The sequence below is a fragment of the Pseudoalteromonas sp. SR43-2 genome (assembly GCF_014163885.1).
Classification (GTDB): domain Bacteria; phylum Pseudomonadota; class Gammaproteobacteria; order Enterobacterales; family Alteromonadaceae; genus Pseudoalteromonas; species Pseudoalteromonas distincta.
On record NZ_JACJED010000018.1, the window covers coordinates 57,389 to 77,628 of the forward strand.

Here is a 20,240-nt window from a genome sequence, read left to right on the forward strand (position 1 = left end):
ATAAATGGCGTTTGAGCAATGGGCAGCCTTGCCTTGGGTAAAATCTCATAAAGATAAAATTCAATGGGGCCAGCTAAGCGGAAGTGGTTTAAGTATTGCTATTGCTGAAGGCGTTAAACAACAAGATAACTTAGTCTTAATTGTTACGCCTGATACACCAAGTGCACTGCGCCTTGAAACAGAATTAGAATATTTATTACCCGATAACCCAGTCATGGTATTTCCTGATTGGGAAACTCTGCCATACGATCATTTTTCTCCCCATCAAGATATTATTTCAGCCCGTTTGGCCACTTTAAACACCTTAAAAAAAGAACAACAAAGTGTGTTAATTGTGCCTGTATCTACTTTAATGTTGCGCACAGCCCCGGCCTCATTTATTTACGGTTCAACAATAAACTTTAAAGTGGGCGACAAACTAGACACTCATAACTTTCGTGACAACTTAGAGCAAGCTGGTTATTTAAATGTTCAACAAGTAATGGAGCACGGCGAATACGCTATACGCGGCTCTATCGTTGACTTATACCCAATGGGTAGCCCACACCCATTTAGACTCGACTTTTTTGATGACGAACTCGATAGCATTCGCTTATTTGATGTAGAAACACAGCGCTCTGATGAAAAAGTAGATAAAATTGAGCTACTTCCAGCGCATGAATTTCCTACTAACGACGCTGATATTGAACGTTTTAGAATAAGCTACCGTGAAAAGTTTGGCGCAAGCTCGCAGCAAGACTCAGTATACATGCAAGTAAGCAAAGGTAACTGGCCTGCAGGTATTGAATACTACATGCCGTTGTTTTTTGAAAAGCTCGCGACTATTTTTGACTACCTGCCAGATACAACAACCGTTATGCAGCTGGGTGATTTAGAGCATGCGGCAGATAACTTTTGGCACGATGTAAATGTACGCTATGAAAACCGCAGAGTTGATCCACTTCGTCCATTACTTGAACCTAATGCGCTTTATCAGCCAATTGAAGAGCTGTTTTCTAATTTAGGCAATTTTGCACGTATTAGATTATCCCTTGCAAAGCTTGGTACTAAAGCAGGCAATAAAAACTTAAGCGTTAGCGAGCTGCCTGCTATTCGAATCGACCATAAACAGCATGAACCTTATGGCGCGTTTATAAATTATGTAGCAGAGCAAAAAAAGAAAAAAGGCCGCATATTACTCAGTGTTGAATCGGACGGTCGTCGCGAATCATTGCTGAGCATTTTAAAGCCAAGCGGTTTAAAATTTAAAGAATTTGAAACACTCGAACAATTTATAAAAAGTGCAAGTGACGTAGGCTTAATAGTAAGCCCCCTCGAGCAAAGTGTCGTACTTGGCACTAAACCAAGCCTTTCTATTATTACCGAGCAAGAACTACTTGGCATAAAAGTATCTCAGCGCAGACGCCGCAAGCACAAGTACGAAGCCAGCCAAGATGCGCTAATTCGTAATTTAGCCGAGCTTAAAGAAGGTCAACCTGTTGTGCATCTCGATCATGGTGTTGGCCGTTATCAGGGGTTGCAAACAATTGATGCTGCAGGTGTAGTTACAGAGTTTGTGACAATTACTTATGCAAGTGAAGCTAAATTGTACGTGCCAGTGTCTGCATTGCATATGCTTAGTCGTTACTCTGGTGGTGAAGAAGCCAGCGCCCCACTGCATAAGCTTGGCTCAGATGCATGGGAAAAAGCAAAAAAACGTGCTGCTGAAAAAGTTCGCGATGTCGCCGCTGAATTACTCGACATTTATGCTCAGCGCCAAGCAAAACCTGGTAATAAATTTACTCTAGATGCCCCCGCATATCGACAATTTAGCGATAGCTTTCCGTTTGAAGAAACTGACGATCAGCGTAACGCCATAGAAGCCGTATTAGGTGATATGCAATCAAAACAAGCCATGGATCGCTTAGTGTGTGGTGACGTAGGCTTTGGTAAAACAGAAGTGGCCATGCGCGCTGCTTTTGTAGCAGTTAACGATGATAAACAGGTAGCCATTTTAGTACCAACTACCCTGCTGGCTCAACAACACTATGAAAACTTTAAAGACCGTTTTGCTGATTTTCCTATTGAAGTAGGTGTGCTTTCGCGCTTTAACTCCACTAAAGAGCAAAAAGACACACTTGAAAAAATGGCCAACGGTAAGCTCGATATAGTTATTGGCACGCATAAACTTATTCAACAAGACATTAAATTTAACGATTTAGGCTTGCTCATTGTTGATGAAGAACATCGCTTTGGTGTTCGCCAAAAAGAGAAAATTAAAGCACTGCGCGCCGATGTAGACATACTCACACTGACTGCAACGCCAATACCTCGTACACTCAACATGGCCATGAGCGGCATGCGCGATTTATCGATAATAGCAACGCCACCGGCTAAACGTTTAGCGGTAAAAACCTTTGTACGCCAACGCGATGTAGAACTAATACGCGAAGCGGTACTGCGAGAAATTAAACGCGGTGGCCAAGTTTACTTTTTACATAACAACGTAGAAACTATTGAGCGTGTTGCACAAGAAATTAGTGAATGGGTACCTGAAGCTAGTGTGACTACAGCCCATGGTCAAATGCGCGAGCAAGAGCTTGAGCAAATAATGACTGACTTTTACCATCAAAAATACAACGTGCTAGTATGTACCACGATTATCGAAACCGGTATTGATGTGCCTACGGCTAATACCATTATCATGGACAGAGCAGATAAACTCGGCCTTGCCCAGTTACACCAATTACGTGGACGAGTTGGTCGAAGCCACCATCAAGCGTATGCCTATTTACTAACAGGTGACCCTAAAGCCCTTTCTAAAGATGCGAGTAAACGCTTACAAGCAATTGAATCATTAGAGGATTTAGGTGCAGGTTTTGCCCTCGCTACACATGACTTAGAAATTCGTGGTGCGGGTGAGCTACTTGGCGATGATCAATCAGGCCAAATGCAAACCATCGGCTTTAGTTTATATATGGAAATGCTCGAACAAGCCGTAAATGCGCTGCGCGAAGGTAAAGAGCCAACGCTTGAAAACCTACTTCAGAAACAAACCGAAGTAGATTTAAAGCTCGCTGCATTATTACCTGATGACTACATACACGATGTTAATGCACGTTTGGGTATGTATAAGCGAATTGCAAGTTGTGCTAACCTTGATGATATGGATGAACTACAGGTAGAACTAATAGACCGCTTTGGTTTACTACCTGATGCTGCTAAAAACCTATTTAGCCTACAATTATTAAAAATGAAAGCTAGTAATTTAGGTATAACTAAAATTGAGGCAAACCCAAAAGGTGGTTACTTTGAGTTTAGCCAAGATACCAAGGTTAACCCTAGCTTCATCATTGGCTTGATACAAAGTGCGCCTAAGGTGTACAAAATGGATGGCGCAAATAAACTGCGCTTTGCAATTAGTGAGGCAAATGCCCGCGAACGCTTAAAAATGGTCACTGCAATGATTGCAGATTTCGAAAAAAAGGTTAGCCATTAATGTTGCTAAAAAAATCGCTTATTGTTTTATGCTGCTTATTTAGCAGCACTGCATTTGCAGAACGCTGGTTTGAGGTTGAGGTGCTTGTATTTAAACAGCGCCCTGCCCCGTATTTACAAGAAGACTTTAGCCTTAAGCACAAAGCTATTGAAGATAAAAATACGCTAGACTTACTGACCCCTCTTTACACTGAACAAGCAATGCAGGCCTGCATAGATGGCGATGAGCGTTTTCAAAAACGCACTTTTACTGATTCATTAGTTAATTCAAACCCGCAATCGGGTGTATGTGACAACAGTATTGACTACCTACAAAGCTACGATGAGCTACCTGTAACGCCTTTAGCAGTCGCTAAAGATGATATGCAGCAAACCTATTTATTAGCGCCGCAACAGCTGCAATTTAAAGCGCAATATAGGCAACTAGACCGCAAAGGCTTAACACCTATTCTACATACTGGCTGGCGCTTTGAAGGCGCAAGCAAGTCACGCGCCCCAAGCATGCATTTAATAGCGGGTAAGCATCTTAAAAATGAACCCAATGTAACACCTAGCTATTCAAACCCTGATTTTGTAAGTTTATTGAATTCACAACCGGCGCTATTTAACGACCCAGATCAATCAAAAGCAGAATGGGAACTAGACGGTTTATTTAAAATACATTTACGACATTATTTATACATAACAGCTAATTTTGATATTAGCCAAAAGCTAGAAAACGGCGATATAGAGTCAGCCCGTTTCTCTCAGTTTAGACGTGTAATTAGTGGTGAAGTACATTACTTTGACCATCCACGAATGGGCATGATTGTCCAGATCAGAAAATTCAAACATTAATTTTAAGTAGGATATAACAATGAAAAAACTCCTTATCATCGCAGCTACATTAAGCCTTGCGGCTTGTTCTAAGGTAAGTCTTGAAAATTATGAAAAAATTAAAGTAGGCATTGATAAGACTGAAGTTGAAACTATTTTAGGCAGTGCTGATAACTGTGTTGAAAAAACACTACATACTAACTGTGTATGGGGCGATGAAGCAAAAAATATCGAGATCACGCTAGTATCAGACAAAGTAACTTTGTATAGCAAACATGGCTTAGCTAATAAATAAAGTGACCAAATATTAGGGGCTGATTGTATCAGCCCCTTTTAAAATTAATTAAACTCATTTTTTGGAGTAGATAAGCTCAATATTAACGATTTTACTGCGATTTAACGTTATTTTATAGCGTTGATAAAGTGTTTTATCTTCCTCAGTTAGAACAAGTACCATGTTTAATTGATAACGCCTTTCTACAGCCTGCTTAGAAATTTTATTACTGTCTAAATGATATAGCTTCCCTTCACCACGTTTTAAATAACGTGCAAATGGTGCAAGATTAAATTGTAGCGTGTGCTGTAGTGTATCGTAGCCGGGCAAAAATTCTTTCGCACTAACACGTGTCTCACTTGCAAAGTGTAACCACTGCGCAGCTTGTTTATTTTGTTGACGACGTTTTGAAAAAATAGATTTCACTTCTTTAGGTATTTTCTTAAAGCGCATGTATTCAAGCCAAATTAGCTGACTCGCTACTTTGTCTTTGGTAATACTATTTTTAAAACTAAATCGCCACTTAGGTCGCCCTTGTACAATGGCTCGCCAAATCATACGTGTAATATCTTCTTTAAATATTTCACGTAACCCGTAAATAACCCCTAAAATTAAAATAAGCGTCGCGGTGACTTCAGTAAACGTTGAGCGAGCATTGAGTATTACAACCATCACAAATGCCATGATAACGGCTGTAACAGTGCCTTTAACTAATCGCTTAAGGTAGCTGTTAAGAAACCGCGTCTGACGCTGTAATATTACGCCGTGCTCAATTAAGCGTTGTAACAAGCGCATTTTATTTGTTATTCGATTTGCGTCTTGCATGGTTGTTTCAGAGTTGTAGCTTTTCTCTGCTCGATACGTATTTTCGCTTTTACAAAACTGCAGTAAATCGTTACGCTCTTTTGCATGATCGCTACTACGTGGGCCTTCATCTAAAAGCTTTAAAAAAGATTGCTCAACATGCCAACTTAAATAGTTATCAGCATTGGTAAAAAATGGCAGTAGTTTTTCGTCATCTGGTGTGTAGCGACGCAGCTTTTTTAAAAGCCCTTCGCTTTGCTCATATACCTCGTTAGCACGTTTATAAAAATCTTCTGCTTCATCAATTTTTAACGCGTCTTTTATATCGGCATCAAGGGCTAAACGTACTTGGTAACAAAATAAATTAAGGTTTTGCCGGTAATCTTGTTGCTCACCTTTGTTTTTACTAACAAAACGGCTTCGCACTAAAGGCAAGTGTATATTATTAGCGTTATACGCTAAGTGTGATTTAAAGTGGTTATTAAAATAAGATTCTTCGGTAAGTGTTTGCGGATTGATACCCATTTCATTAGGGATAGAAAAATACAGATCTATGCGCTGTTCAGAACGAGGTGTTAGTTCTGGTTCAATGACAAAAGATAAGTTTTCATCTTGTTTTAACAATCAGTTCTCCTTCTAAAATATCGTTTTAGTGTACTTGTCTCCTTTATTTTGTTCAATAAAAAAGGCTCAGTAAATACTGAGCCTTAATAAGATTAATGTGCTAGTTAAAATTTAACGTTTACACCAGCAAATACACGACGGCCAAGTACATCATATGTGTACGGGTCAGTATTAGAATCGTTGTTACCTGAGTAGTATGGTGGTTGCTTATCGAATAAGTTATTTACACCTGCAGTTAACGAAACCATGTCACTGATAAAGTAAGAACCGCTCACATCATGGTAAACAACAGATGGTGTTGTTGGTGCATAACATGTAGATTCTTTACCTAAACAGCTGTAGCTATCCATTCCTGCAATGTAACGTGCTTTGTAGTTAGCAGACCAAGCATCACCTTTAACATCTAGCTCGAAGTTTGCTTTTACGTCAGCATAACCACCTATACCAGAAGTAATTAAACCAGCGTAATCAATGCTTGATTCAATAACATCAACAGTGTACTCGTCAAGGTAAGTGACATCTAGTGACGTATTCCAAGCAAGGCCAGCTAAATCAAATTTGTAATTTAAGTTTAAGTCATAACCTTTTGTTTGCTCATAACCTACGTTTTGTAGTTGGTTATTAAACGCGATACGACCTGTGCTTTGGTTAAAATCGATATTTGCTGAACTACAAAGTGCTGTTGATTGATTCGCTAAAGAGCCATCTGTTGCAAGACATGAATCAACAATGTATTGGTTGTTTACTGTAGCAATAGCGTTTTCGATTTCAATGTCGTAGTAATCTAACGTCATTGAGAAACCTTCAAACCATTCTGGTTCGTAAACTACACCAACGGTAACTGTATCAGCTAATTCAGGTGTTAATTGGTCATTACCACCAACGGTTACTTCAGCCTGATCTTGTGCACCGGTGAAGCTAACTTGCTCATAAGATGGAGAATCACCTGAGTATAGCTCAGCAACTGTAGGAGCACGGAAAGCTGTAGAACGAACACCACGAAGCATTAATTCGTCGTTTACACGCCAAGTTAAACCAAGTTTCCACGTTTCATCAGAACCAAATGTACTGTAATCAAAAGCACGGATCGCAGCGCTTAATTCTACATTTTGTGCAAGATAAGCATCTGCAACTAAAGGAATAGCCAGCTCAAGGTATGCTTCGTTTACATCAAAACGACCGCTTGTTGCATCAACGCGTGGGTCATTTGCAAGGCCTTGTGAAGTGATCGAATCTGGTGTGTACCACGCTTTTTCTTCACGGCGTTCAAGACCTGCAGCAAAACCTACAAAGCCCGCAGGTACTTCCATTAACTCACCAGAAAGCGCAGCTGTAATCATAAATAATTGACTGCCGCCTGAGTTTTGCTCAGTGTAAACATAATCACTAAAGCTACTGCTTGACCATGAAGCTTGTGAAAGTGGGTTAAAGTTACCAGCTTCAATTTCGCTTTGAATTGAACCCATATTGTGAAGGTTGCTTAAGCGATCTACTGAGTCATTACGACCAAAAATTACTGATGTATCCCACTCTAAACCGTTATCTAAATAACCTGCAGCACCGATAACAGAACGAACTGTATCAACTACTTGAGATGAATCACGTGTACCAGTGTCAACCATACGACGGCCGTAAGAAACTTCATCACCGTAATTAATATTTTGGTCGATTAAAGAATCACCCATCCACTCAGCGTAGTCAAAGTCGAACCATACTGGTTGAGGTGCTAATTGCTGCTCTGACCAACGTTTTGAGTATGTAAATTCAGAGTATAAACGCGTGTCATCAGTTAAATCAAAACTACCAATACCTGTAAGGTTTAAACGACGCATTGGCGTGTATAAGTAGCTAGATTGCGAATAGTTGTAAGCATCACTAGTACCAAAGTCGTGCCAACCATTATCAGCTTGACCTTGTAAAGATTCATCACCTGACCAAACATGGCCATTAGGAGTATAAGAAGAACCAGAACAGTACGGAGCACTGCCATCGCCATCTTCAGTTAATGGACAATCAGAAAAGCTACGATCAGCCTGAGAAGCATCGCCACGGTCTGTGTACTGCAAACCGATTACAACGTTACCACGACCGAAGTTACCACCCATTGTAATATCAAAAGATGTTTCATCTGCGTCACCTTCAGTAGTGATTGCTGATTTAACATTAAGGTCTAGGCCTTCAAAGTTATCTTTTAAGATAATATTTACAACACCCGCAACAGCATCAGTACCATAAACAGCAGATGCGCCATCTTTAAGTACTTCAATATGCTTGATCATAGATACTGGGATAGTATTTAAATCAACTGTAGAAGCTGCGCCTGTACCTGAGTTGATCATACGGCGGCCGTTTACAAGTACTAAAGTACGTTGTGAACCTAAACCACGTAAATCAATTGATGCATTACCACCAGAACCATTATTGATACCTGGGTTTGTCATTGCGCCGCCTGTAGCGGTCATTTTTTGTAGTACAGAATCTACTGATACTGCGCCAGAAGCAGCAATATCGTCAGCACCGATAATAGTAACTGGGCTAGCGGTTTCCATATCTGCGCGCTTAATGCGAGAACCCGTTACTTGAATTTTTTCGATTGCTTGTGCTGAGTCTTCAGCAGCAAGAACTTGCACACTTGAGAACATTGGAAATGCTGCGATTACAGCTAAACCAAGAGTTGATTTTTTCATGAAAGAACCCTACTTGTTGGAAATTTACCTTTATTGGTAATGCTCACTTTTTATTAGAATAGTGAGTCAGGTGGGCAACTTAGGCGCTTTTAACTGAACGAAAACTTAACGACAGCTCAATTTATATCAAGAAATAAAATGGAATAACTATAGTAGGTACATAGGTTACATTATGTTTCAGTGTTAATTAATAAATACACTTTAAAAACAATGCCTTGAAAAAACAAGGAAACATTAGAAACACACCTGAAACCAAAGTGATTCACTTTGTAATCAAATGTAATTAACTGAGCTACGTACCAAAAACAGACAAATTAACAACTTAATCACAGCACATTATTAAAACCGCAAAACTAAATGTTAATTAATAACCATATTTATGCATACTTGGTACTTAAATAGTCTTATTTAGCCCCTTTGGAAGGTTTTTTGATTAGATTTTTTATTCAGTCGTAATTAAAGTTGAACTTTTAGAGAGCACTTATTCACTATTGAAGTTTTGTCAGTATTAAAACCTAAAAAGGCAATTTTATTGATCTTGTCACTCAAATAATCGTATGTATAAGAAAACGAACTCACATCAAAAATGTAAGCTGTATACAAGAGCTTGTAGTCGCGACTTTAATACGTTACGTAAAAAGAGTAATTGAGTGTTTGTATTACAGAGGTGGCATTATCTTTAATGGTTAGTTCTAAATTCCAAAGCATATTTTGCTCTGAACAAATACCAACCATAGTATTACTTTGCCAAAGATTATTATGTTTTTTAAATTTTTGGGGAATGTAACCCATGTACATAGTGATGCCTTTAAGCTTGGCATCTTCAATTGTAACGTTTGCAGGTAAGTCACTAAAGATAGTAAATGGGGTTTCGGGGGAAAGGGTTTTCTCGCTTAACCATACTTTAACATCATTTGAAAAGGTACAAGGCAAATTGGCTTCGCACTGGGCATTTTTAAGAAATTTTTCATCTGTATTTTTAGAAAAATCACACGCTGTTAATAAAAAAAACACCACAGTGAATAAACTTAACCTATATATAAGCATAACAATTTCGCACTAAAGAAAAGCAAATACTAATAATCGTGACTGTAAATAACAAGTGCGAGTGTTACTATTAGGCCAAATTAGGCACAAACTGTATCAAAAAATAAACAACAAGCTCACAAAGTTTGATTGATGTCATAATTTTATGTAATTGACCTATCTTTTTTAGGCCAAAAAATTTATCATTTCACCCGCAAAAAATAAGGGTTTCTCAAGTTTTTTTTCTGAAGTTTTCATGTATTGAAAGTTTTAGGTAACACGCTTGAGGAAAATAGTAGGCCCCACTTTTAATAGTGGGTAATTCATTTCTAAACGCATTTATTGCAGCGGAAGCCAGAAAATGAGCCAAACAGTAGCATCACAAACTGAGTATAACTATAAGGTTGTACGCCAATTCGCTATTATGACAGTGATTTGGGGCATCGTTGGCATGAGTATTGGGGTTCTGATTGCTGCCCAATTAGCTTGGCCAGCACTTAACTTTGATACACCATGGTTAACTTACTCTCGACTACGTCCGTTACACACGAACGCAGTAATTTTCGCATTTGGTACTAGTGCACTGTTTGCGACGTCTTATTACGTCGTACAACGTACTTGTCAAACGCGTCTTTTCTCAGACAAACTCGCCGCCTTTTCATTTTGGGGCTGGCAGCTAGTTATTGTATTAGCAGTAATTACATTACCACTTGGTATTACTAGCTCAAAAGAATACGCAGAACTTGAATGGCCAATCGATATTTTAATCGCTGTGGTTTGGATTGTTTACGCTATTGTATTCTTTGGTACTTTAATCAAGCGTAAAGTGTCGCACATTTATGTTGCTAACTGGTTCTATGCTGGCTTTATTATTACTGTTGCAGTACTACACATTGTAAACAGCATGGCAGTGCCTGTGTCGTTAACTAAATCATACTCAATCTACGCAGGTGCTGTAGATGCTATGGTTCAGTGGTGGTACGGTCATAACGCTGTAGGTTTCCTATTAACTGCAGGTTTCTTGGGTATGATGTATTACTTTGTACCAAAACAAGCAGGTCGCCCAGTTTACTCATACCGTTTATCGGTAGTTCACTTTTGGGCATTAATTTCATTATACATCTGGGCAGGTCCTCACCACCTTCACTACACTGCGCTTCCTGATTGGACGCAAAGTTTAGGTATGGTTATGTCTATTATCCTATTCGTACCGTCTTGGGGTGGTATGATTAACGGTATTATGACCCTATCAGGCGCATGGCATAAACTGCGTACTGATCCAGTACTACGCTTCTTAGTTGTTTCATTGTCTTTCTACGGTATGTCTACGTTCGAAGGCCCTATGATGGCAATTAAATCTGTAAATGCGTTATCCCACTACACAGATTGGACAATCGGCCACGTACACTCAGGTGCACTAGGTTGGGTTGCTATGATTTCAATTGGTGCTATTTACCACTTAATTCCTGCGTTATTTGCGCAAGGTCGTATGTATAGCGTTAAATTGGTTAACACCCACTTCTGGTTACACACTGTAGGTGTTGTTTTATACATTGTTGCAATGTGGATCTCTGGTGTAATGCAAGGTCTAATGTGGCGTGCGGTAAATGCCGACGGTACATTAATGTACAGCTTTGTGCAGTCTTTAGAAGCGTCACATCCTTTCTACATTATGCGTTTTGTAGGCGGTGTATTCATCGTAACAGGCATGTTAGTTATGGCTTATAACGTTTTCCGTACAATTTCAGCTGAGAAAGAATCTCTGAAGTTAGACGCGCAAGCACAATTAGCATAACGGAGTGAGATGATGAGCAATAAAAATTCACAAAACAAACATGAAATAGTAGAAAAGAACGTTGGCCTTATGGCTATTCTGACTGTTTTTGCTATCAGCTTTGGTGCATTAGTTGAAATTACTCCGCTAATGTTCCAAGACGACACAACTAAACCAGTAGAAGGCCTACGCCCTCTTACTGCTTTAGAAATGGAAGGCCGTGACATATATGTACGTGAAGGTTGTTATAACTGTCACTCACAAATGATCCGCCCTTTTCGTGATGAAGTTGAGCGTTACGGTCACTACTCTGTAGCAGGCGAGTCAGTATGGGATCACCCTTTCCAATGGGGTTCTAAACGTACTGGTCCTGACCTTGCTCGCGTTGGTAAACGTTACTCGGACGATTGGCATTATGCTCACTTAGTTGACCCACGTGCTGTGGTTCCTGAGTCGAATATGCCAGGTTTTCCTTGGTTAGCAGAGGATAAGGTAGATACAAGCCTGACTCTGAAAAAACTACAAATTTTCCGTGATACTTTTGCTATTAACCCAGAAAACCCTAAACACCCGGGCCTAGGTTATGGCAGCGATGAAGAACTTAAAGCTGATGTTGAAAAAGTTAACGCTATGAATAACGGCGAAGGCGCAACAGAAATCCAAGCTCTAATCGCGTATTTACAGCAACTTGGTACCCACTTGAAGTAAATTATTATGGATTACGGAACATACAGAGGCATTTTGACTCTGGTAATTTTAGTATTGTTTATTGTGATTGTTGTATGGGCATACAGCAAGCGTAGCAAAAATCGTTTTGATAGCGCTGCTAATGCCATTTTCGAAGATGAAAAAAAACATAACAACACACTCTCTAACGAGGAAAAGGAGTCTGAAAAATGACTAGCTTTTGGAGTATTTGGGTTATTGTATTAACCCTTGCATGCTTATGCATCATCTTTGGCCTATTAGTTTGGAACTTAAAAAACTATGCTGGCGTAAAAGAAGGTGAAAGCTGTGGACATGAATTTGACGGCATTGAAGAGCTAAATAATCCACTACCAAAATGGTGGACTTACATGTTTTTCGCAACTTTTATTTGGTCAGTATATTACCTTGCAGCTTACCCAGGTTTAGGCAATTGGGAAGGTTTAGGTAAATGGACTAGCTCTAACCAAGGTATTACGTCTTTAGCTGAATCTAAAAAAGCAGTTGCAGAGGCCAAAGCAGAAGGTCGTTTTGTTAAACTTGATAAAGAGTATGAAGCTGCAGAAGAACGCTTTGGTCCTATTTTTAATCGACTTGCACAAGTGCCGGTTTTAGATTTAGTTAATTCTAAGTTTGAAGGTGACGCAGCGCAGCAAGTTGCTCTAGAAAATGGTGACAAACATGAACAAACAGATGGTCAATTAGCCATCGAAATTGGTCAGCGTTTATTCTCACAAAACTGTGCGCAATGTCATGGCTCTGATGCACGTGGTGGAACCGGCTTCCCTAACCTAACTGATAAAGATTGGTTATATGGCGGTACACCAGACAAAATTAGAGAAACACTGCTTAATGGCCGCATAGCTGCAATGCCAGCTTGGGGCGATGCTCTTGGTGAGCAAGGCGTTAAAGAAATGACTGCACATGTGCTGAGCCTTTCTGGTCGTACTGTTAACCAAAAAGATGCTGCCGCAGGTAAAGCTAAGTTTGCAATGTGCGCCGCATGTCACGGTGCTGACGGTAAAGGGTCGGTTGCACATAACCTACCATTTGGCGCGCCTAACCTGACTGATAACATTTGGTTATACGGTGGTTCTCAACGTGCTGTTGAAGAAACACTTAACCACGGCCGTGCTGGTGTAATGCCTGCTTGGAAAGACATTTTAGGTGAAGATAAAATTCACTTATTAACAGCCTACGTTTACAGTTTATCGCAAGATAAATAAGCACGTGGTTAATAAAATGTTTATAAATTAATTTATTTAATTCAATAGATTAATCCAGATCAAAAAAGCCTCCACTGTGAGGCTTTTTTTTAGTCTTTTACGTATAATTCCTATAAAATAACGCTTCCTAAACTAATTTTAGAGACACTATGCAACCTACTCCGTGGTATAAAAATTTTTGGCCTTGGTTTTTAATCTTTTTTCCGTTAGTTGCCATTATTGGCTGTATTAGCTTATTTATTACGGCAATAGGTAACGGCCCAGATATGGTTGTTGACGACTACTACAAAAAAGGCAAAGCAATAAACTTAGAACTGACTAAGTTTGAAAAAGCAAAAGCACTTTACTTACATGGCGAATTAAATGTTACCAACGAGCGTGTAAGCTTTAAGTTTACAAAAGGTGACAGTAGCAACGTACATGTTTTAAAACTTTCGTTTTACCACCGTACTATTAAAGCGCATGACTTTGAGGCCACACTAACACCTAATGCCAATCAAGAATTTACTGCATTACTTGATAAGTATACGCCAGGTGCATATTCTGTATTTATTGAGCCAATTGATGGCAGCTGGAAACTAAAAGAAAACATTGTTCTACCGACGGCTGAAACCGTTTTAGTTACTCCTAACTATAAGTAATCATTACTATGTCTCACTCTTGCTTTCATTGCCTTGAAAGTGTGCCAAACGGATTTAGCGCAAACGTTATAATTGACGATATAGCCCAGCCAATGTGTTGCATTGGCTGCCAAGCAGTTGCGCAAAATATTGTTGAACAAGGTATGACTGATTATTATAAATACCGAACTGTTCGCGCAGGCAAGGTTGAGCAACTGGTACCTGAGCAACTCGCATTTATAAAAAGTTATGACAACGAAGACATTCAAGACGAATTTATAGCTACTAACGATAATATCTCAGAGGTATTGTTGAGTGTTGAAGGTATAACCTGCGCAGCGTGTGCATGGCTTATCGAAAAACAACTCTTAAACTTAAATACTGTAAAACGGGTTGATGTAAATACATCCACCAACCGCGCGATGATCCAATGGGATAAAACCAGCACCCCATTGAGTGAAATTATTACTTCCTTAGCCAAAATTGGTTATAAAGCCTACCCATTTCAATCAGATATTGAAGCTCAACAAAAGCAACAAACTGCCAAAGCCTATATTCGCCGCTTAGGTGTTGCTGGCTTAATGACCATGCAAGTTATGATGTTTGCGTTTGCCATGTACTTTGGCATGTTTTCAGGAATGGACAGCAATTTTGAGCAGTATTTTAGATGGATCAGCTTAGTACTTGCCTCTCCGGTTATTTTGTACAGCGCACTGCCATTTTTAACCAACGCCATAAATGGCTTAAAAGCAAAACAGCTCAATATGGATTTACCTGTATCGCTGGCTATTTTTGGTGCGTTTGGCGCAAGTTGTTATGCTACATTTATGCAAGTCGGCGAAGTATATTTTGAATCTGTGTGCATGTTTACCTTTTTACTTTTATTAGGTAAATATCTTGAATTTAGAGCGCGTTTAAAAGCGAGCGAATTTACTGCCAACTTACAAAAATTATTGCCATTAACAGCCCGCACTATTAATGATAGTGGTGAAGAACTTATAATTGCAGCCAAAAAACTAAAACTTAATGACGTAGTACTCATTAAAGCGGGTGAAACAATCCCTGCCGACGGCGAGCTTATTAGGGGTAAAACTACGGTTGATGAATCAATGATGACGGGCGAACACCAACCCGTTACAAAGTTTATCGGTCACAATGTCTACGCCGGTTGCGTTAACCACGACGGTGTTATTGAAATAAAAATCAATAAAATTGGCCAAAATACCCTTTTAAATCAAATTATCCGCTTGCAACACAACGCATTAACTAAACGCCCTAAACTGGTTGAAATTACAGATAAAGTTGCGCAATGGTTTATAGCGTGCCTGCTTATATTTGCTTCACTTACAGCTATTGGCTGGTACCAAATTGACCCTGAACACGCATTTTGGATCACCATTTCGGTTTTAGTTGCTACCTGCCCATGTGCCCTGAGTTTAGCCATACCAACCGCACTTACATGCGCGGTTGCAACCTTGACCCGTAAAGGCGTATTAATAAAACAAGCGCATGTGCTCGAAACACTCTCACAAATTACGTTATTTGCCTTTGATAAAACAGGCACACTCACCCAAGGTAAATTTAGCCTTGATGAAGTAGATATACTCGATAAGCAATACACAAAAGCGCAAGTGCTAGATATAGCAGCTATGTTAGAGCGTTATTCTGAACACCCTATAGCCAGCGCATTTGATGAAATTACTCCTGCTCACCACAATTTTGATAACGTTGAAGTACATCCAGGTCTAGGAATTAGCGCACAAGATGCAAACAATCATTATGCAATTGGTAAAAGTGGTTGGTTTAATAGCAAAAAATCAAATGCACAAGCAAGCTTGTATATAAATAAGCAGGTTGTTGCACGTTTTTACTTTATTGATAAAGTAAAAAACGATGCTAAAAAGCTTATAGACTCACTTCAATCGCAAAATTTAACGTGCCATATGTTAACCGGTGACGCATCAGATGCAGGGCAAAAAGTAGCTAAACAACTCAACCTTGAAAGTGTGCAATCTGGGTGTTCGCCACAAGATAAACAAACAGCCGTTGAACAATGGGCGTCACAAAACGAAGTTGTAGCAATGGTCGGGGATGGCGTAAACGACAGCCCTGTATTTGCCAGTGCGCATTTATCCATTGCAATGGAAACCGGTGCTGACATATCAAAAAATAGCGCCGATGTAGTGCTTCTTAATAGCGATTTAGCTTCAATTGATCATTTACTCAATGTGGCAAAACAAACCAGACGTATTATTAAGCAAAACCTTGCGCTGTCTTTATTGTATAATGCGTCCATATTACCATTGGCAGCACTGGGCTTAGTTGCTCCGTGGATGGCTGTTATTGGCATGTCTGCCAGCTCAATTATTGTGATTAGTAATTCACTAAGGCTATTAAAGTTATGAGCATAATTTACATTTTGATCCCCATTGCCATTTTATTTGTCATTATTGCTATAGGCGTTTTCTTTTGGGCCGTAAAAAGTGAGCAGTTTTCTGATTTAAATAAGCAAGGTCATAGTATTTTGTTTGAAGACGACAAAGAGCAACATAACAAAAGTAATGATTGATCCTCTTTACACCAGCGCATTTTTAATGGGGCTAATAGGCAGCGGTCACTGCATTGCCATGTGCGGCGGTATTGCAAGCTCATTACAACTGGCAAGTGATAAACGCAAAACATTTACCTATTCATTTGCCTATAATACCGGGCGTGCACTGAGCTACATGGTAGCAGGTGCACTTGTTGCTGGTATTAGCAGCCAATTTGCTAGGCAAAACACATCTTTTTCTTTAGCACTTTCATTCATTGCAGCTATTTTTATGCTCCTAGTCGGCGTGTATATAATGCGCTTAGGCCCTACGTTGCAATGGTTAGAAAAAATTGGTAAAACCTTAGTGTGGCAACACATTGTTAAGCTAAATAAATACTTAATGCCTATTAACTCGCCTTTTAAAGCTCTAGGTTACGGTGCTTTGTGGGGATGGCTTCCATGTGGACTTGTTTACTCAGCACTTACATGGGCGATGACTAGCCCAAGTGCTCTAGACGGTGCTTTAGTGATGCTTTGTTTTGCTTTGGGTACTTTCCCCGCAATTATCACGTTAGGCGTTACCGCACAAAAACTAAATAGTATTATTAACCACCCGTGGACCCGAATTGTATTGGGCAGTGTTATAATCTGGTATGGTATCTACTTATTGATAATTGCAACTGACAAGCTGATACAATAACCTATTCGCAGTATTAACCTTTTATGGTTATTTTGCAGTCGTGTGTATAAAAATTTAAACGGATTAAATTATGGATTTCTCTCAAAGTCGCGCTAAAGGTAATTGTGCTATTAGCTGTAATAACTGCAGTATTAGTCAATTGTGCTTGCCATTTTCTCTCAATGGCCAAGAAATGGATAAGCTAGACGAAATTATTGAGCGAAAAAAACCACTCCATAAAGGCGACTACTTATTTGAATCAGGCGCCCCTTTACAAGCTATTTATGCAGTACGTTCAGGTTCATTTAAATCGTACACATTATCAGAGCAAGGTGATGAGCAAATAACCGGATTTCATTTAGCGGGCGATTTGGTGGGCTTTGACGCGATAAGCAAAATGGCGCATCAGAGCTTTTCGCAAGCACTTGAAACGTCAATGGTGTGCGAAATTCCATTTGATACACTTGATGAACTTGCTGGTAAATTACCAAAACTTCGTCAACAAATTATGCGTTTAATGAGCAGTGAGATTACATACGATCAAGAAATGCTGTTATTACTTAATAAAAAATCAGCAGAAGAACGCTTAGCTAGTTTTATTTATAACCTGTCAGAGCGTTTTGGCGAGCGTGGTTTTTCGCGTAAAGAATTTAGATTTACCATGACTCGTGGTGAAATAGGTAACTACTTAGGCCTTACCGTAGAAACTATTAGCCGCTTATTAAGCCGTTTTCAAAAAGCTGACTTAATTAAAGTAGAAGGTAAATTTATTACAATTTTAGATAATGATGCCTTAGCTAAAACGGCAGCAATCGTTAAGCCTCGCTAAATTAAATAGTTTGATTTAGAACAACAATTTATATGCTACCCCTTTAACTGTTTTATATTTGCGTTACACTAATTGTACACCCGTTAGGCAAATGGAGTAGCATATGAACACTATTAAACGCATTATTGCGGTTATTGACCCTACCAAAGACGATCAACACGGTTTATCACGTTCAATAGATTTGGCCAAAAAATCTGGCGCAAGTATTACCGCCTTTATGACGGTTTACGACTTCTCTTATGAAATGACAACGATGCTATCTGGCGATGAACGCGAAGCAATGCGTGATGCCGTACTAAAAGATCGCCAGCTATGGCTTAACGATTTGGTTTCACCTTACAAAGATATAAATATTGACACCCAAGTGGTTTGGCATAACCGTCCTTATGAAGCCATAATCGATACTGTAATTGATCAAAAGTACGATTTAGTAATTAAAGGCACACATCAACATGGTGCACTTAAATCCGTTATTTTCACCCCTACCGACTGGCATTTAGTACGAAAATGCCCTGCCCCGGTGTTGTTTGTTAAAGAAATGGCATGGCCAGAAAACGGTAATATTTTAGCTGCTGTGAATGCGGTTAGTGAAAACGAAGAACATGTAGCACTTAATAAACGGGTAATTAAAGACGCACAATTTTTATGTGAACTTGCCAACGCAAAGCTTAATTTAGTTAATGCTTATCCTGCAACGCCCATAAATATAGCAATCGAAATTCCTGAGTTTAACCCTGGACTTTATAACGAATCAGTTAAAAAACACCACATTGAATCAACCAATGCACTTGCTGCTGAGTTTAATTTAAGCCAAGAGCAATGTTTTATTGAAGAAGGCCTACCAGAGGATGTAATCCCTGATGTAGCTAAGCGGTTAAATAGCGAATTAGTTGTTATTGGTACCGTTGGTCGTACAGGCTTAAGTGCCGCTTTAGTAGGTAATACAGCAGAGCATGTAATTGATAGCCTTGACTGCGATGTACTGGCACTCAAGCCCGATGGTTACGTAAGCCCGATGGCAAAGAAACTAGATTAATTAAAAATTTAGCAAGTAACGAACTGGATATTACTTGCTAAAAATACCGTGTTTAATTACATCCTAAACTCGCATATTCAGGTGGTTTGGGTATAATACGCCCCTTTATTTTTAGCAAATAACTTTGCTGTATTGTTTTACTAGGGGGCGTAATTGTCACACTCAGATCAAGCTAAAGCTCAATTTAACTTAAATAAGCTACAAAAGCGTTTACGTCGCCAAACTGGTCAAGCCGTTATGGACTTCAATATGATTGAAGAAGGTGACCGTATAATGGTGTGTTTATCAGGTGGCAAAGACAGCTACACAATGCTTGAAATGCTTCAACATTTAAAACGTGTAGCACCTATAAAGTTTGATCTCGTTGTTGTAAACCTAGATCAAAAACAACCAGGGTTTCCTGAGCACGTTTTACCCCAGTATCTTGATAAATTGAATGTAGAATACAAAATTGTAGAAGAAGATACCTACAGCATTGTTACTGACATTATTCCTGAAGGTAAAACAACCTGTTCACTTTGCTCACGACTGCGTCGTGGTATTTTATACCGCACAGCAAATGAGTTAGGCGCAACTAAAATAGCCCTTGGCCACCATCGTGACGACATGATTGAAACGTTGTTTTTAAATATGTTTTACGGTGGAAAACTAAAAAGTATGCCGGCTAAATTAATGAGTGATAACGGCGAGCATATGGTTATTCGCCCACTTGCATACTGCAAAGAAAGCGATATAAGCCAATACGCATTTGCACAAGGTTATCCAATTATTCCGTGTAACCTATGTGGTTCGCAAGAAAACCTACAGCGTAAACATACAAAAGCAATGCTCGCTAAATGGGATGCTGAGCACCCAGGCCGTATTGAGAGTATTTTTACAGCAATGCAAAACGTCGTGCCTTCACACTTAGCTGATGCTGATTTGTTTGATTTTAAAAACTTACAAACCGGTGAAGTCATTGATGGTGGCGATATAGCTCTTGATAAGCCAGACATTCCTAAAGTGCCTGTTACAAATGAGCTTGATGAACAAGAAGCGCCAAGTGTAGTTACTATAAATCTAAGCTAACATATCTAGGCTAACAAATTTAAGGGGGTTGTATTTATGTACAACCCCCTTGAATTTACCAA

17 protein-coding genes are annotated in these 20,240 nt (G+C 39.4%); 14 read left to right on the plus strand and 3 right to left on the minus strand.

All coding sequences use genetic code 11. The features are described 5' to 3' along the window. Positions 1-4: 4 nt before the first annotated feature. Genes mfd through H5120_RS14945 form a run of 3 tightly spaced genes read left to right on the plus strand, consistent with a single transcriptional unit; the run spans position 5 to position 4,588 of the window. Positions 5-3,478, plus strand: coding sequence for a transcription-repair coupling factor (gene mfd, locus H5120_RS14935; RefSeq protein WP_182675371.1), 3,474 nt, complete (start codon positions 5-7; stop codon positions 3,476-3,478). Continuing rightward, a complete protein-coding gene (locus tag H5120_RS14940) occupies positions 3,478-4,314 on the plus strand; it encodes a peptidoglycan binding protein CsiV (RefSeq protein ID WP_182675373.1) in 837 nt (278 codons plus the stop codon). Before mfd ends, H5120_RS14940 begins: the two co-directional genes overlap by 1 nt. A 19-nt stretch (positions 4,315-4,333) precedes the next feature. Beyond that, a complete protein-coding gene (locus H5120_RS14945) occupies positions 4,334-4,588 on the plus strand; it encodes a DUF3862 domain-containing protein (RefSeq protein WP_182675375.1) in 255 nt (84 codons plus the stop codon). A gap of 54 nt (positions 4,589-4,642) precedes the next feature. Here the strand turns inward: H5120_RS14945 and H5120_RS14950 are convergent, their stop codons facing one another. From H5120_RS14950 to H5120_RS14960, 3 genes are all read right to left on the minus strand, one after another. Beyond that, complete coding sequence (locus tag H5120_RS14950; protein WP_182675377.1) at positions 4,643-5,995, minus strand: hypothetical protein; 1,353 nt, start codon at positions 5,993-5,995, stop codon at positions 4,643-4,645. 104 nt (positions 5,996-6,099) lie between these two features. Then, positions 6,100-8,682, minus strand: a complete 2,583-nt coding sequence (locus H5120_RS14955; RefSeq protein WP_182671753.1) for a TonB-dependent receptor — start codon at positions 8,680-8,682, stop codon at positions 6,100-6,102. Between the two features lie 621 nt (positions 8,683-9,303). Continuing rightward, a complete protein-coding gene (locus tag H5120_RS14960; RefSeq protein ID WP_182675379.1) occupies positions 9,304-9,729 on the minus strand; it encodes a hypothetical protein in 426 nt (141 codons plus the stop codon). 340 nt (positions 9,730-10,069) lie between these two features. Between H5120_RS14960 and ccoN the strand changes: the two genes are divergently transcribed. The 11 genes from ccoN (at position 10,070) to ttcA (ending at position 20,178) form a co-directional block, all read left to right on the plus strand. Beyond that, entirely contained in the window at positions 10,070-11,503 is a 1,434-nt protein-coding gene (gene ccoN, locus H5120_RS14965; RefSeq protein ID WP_002961515.1) for a cytochrome-c oxidase, cbb3-type subunit I, read from the plus strand. Between the two features lie 12 nt (positions 11,504-11,515). Then, a complete protein-coding gene (gene ccoO, locus H5120_RS14970) occupies positions 11,516-12,190 on the plus strand; it encodes a cytochrome-c oxidase, cbb3-type subunit II (RefSeq protein ID WP_182675396.1) in 675 nt (224 codons plus the stop codon). A gap of 6 nt (positions 12,191-12,196) precedes the next feature. Further along, positions 12,197-12,382 carry a CcoQ/FixQ family Cbb3-type cytochrome c oxidase assembly chaperone gene (locus H5120_RS14975; protein ID WP_024597380.1) on the plus strand — a complete coding sequence of 62 codons (186 nt, stop codon included), beginning with the start codon at positions 12,197-12,199 and terminating at the stop codon, positions 12,380-12,382. Then, positions 12,379-13,413: a cytochrome-c oxidase, cbb3-type subunit III gene (gene ccoP, locus H5120_RS14980; RefSeq protein ID WP_039490091.1), complete on the plus strand. Its 1,035-nt coding sequence runs from the start codon at positions 12,379-12,381 to the stop codon at positions 13,411-13,413. Before H5120_RS14975 ends, ccoP begins: the two co-directional genes overlap by 4 nt. Before the next feature lie 149 nt (positions 13,414-13,562). Further along, complete coding sequence (locus H5120_RS14985) at positions 13,563-14,054, plus strand: FixH family protein (RefSeq protein WP_002963075.1); 492 nt, start codon at positions 13,563-13,565, stop codon at positions 14,052-14,054. 8 nt (positions 14,055-14,062) lie between these two features. Continuing rightward, positions 14,063-16,438, plus strand: a complete 2,376-nt coding sequence (locus tag H5120_RS14990; RefSeq protein WP_182675381.1) for a heavy metal translocating P-type ATPase — start codon at positions 14,063-14,065, stop codon at positions 16,436-16,438. Further along, positions 16,435-16,602 carry a cbb3-type cytochrome oxidase assembly protein CcoS gene (gene ccoS, locus H5120_RS14995; protein WP_002963071.1) on the plus strand — a complete coding sequence of 56 codons (168 nt, stop codon included), beginning with the start codon at positions 16,435-16,437 and terminating at the stop codon, positions 16,600-16,602. The genes H5120_RS14990 and ccoS overlap by 4 nt, the downstream gene beginning before the upstream one ends. Then, entirely contained in the window at positions 16,595-17,266 is a 672-nt protein-coding gene (locus H5120_RS15000) for a sulfite exporter TauE/SafE family protein (protein WP_182675382.1), read from the plus strand. The genes ccoS and H5120_RS15000 overlap by 8 nt, the downstream gene beginning before the upstream one ends. Positions 17,267-17,336: 70 nt before the next feature. Further along, a complete protein-coding gene (locus H5120_RS15005) occupies positions 17,337-18,074 on the plus strand; it encodes an FNR family transcription factor (protein ID WP_002963069.1) in 738 nt (245 codons plus the stop codon). A 103-nt stretch (positions 18,075-18,177) separates the two neighbouring features. Next, positions 18,178-19,110, plus strand: coding sequence for a universal stress protein UspE (gene uspE, locus H5120_RS15010; protein WP_149602858.1), 933 nt, complete (start codon positions 18,178-18,180; stop codon positions 19,108-19,110). A gap of 153 nt (positions 19,111-19,263) precedes the next feature. After that, entirely contained in the window at positions 19,264-20,178 is a 915-nt protein-coding gene (gene ttcA, locus H5120_RS15015; protein WP_002963067.1) for a tRNA 2-thiocytidine(32) synthetase TtcA, read from the plus strand. The last annotated feature ends 62 nt before the right edge of the window (positions 20,179-20,240 follow it).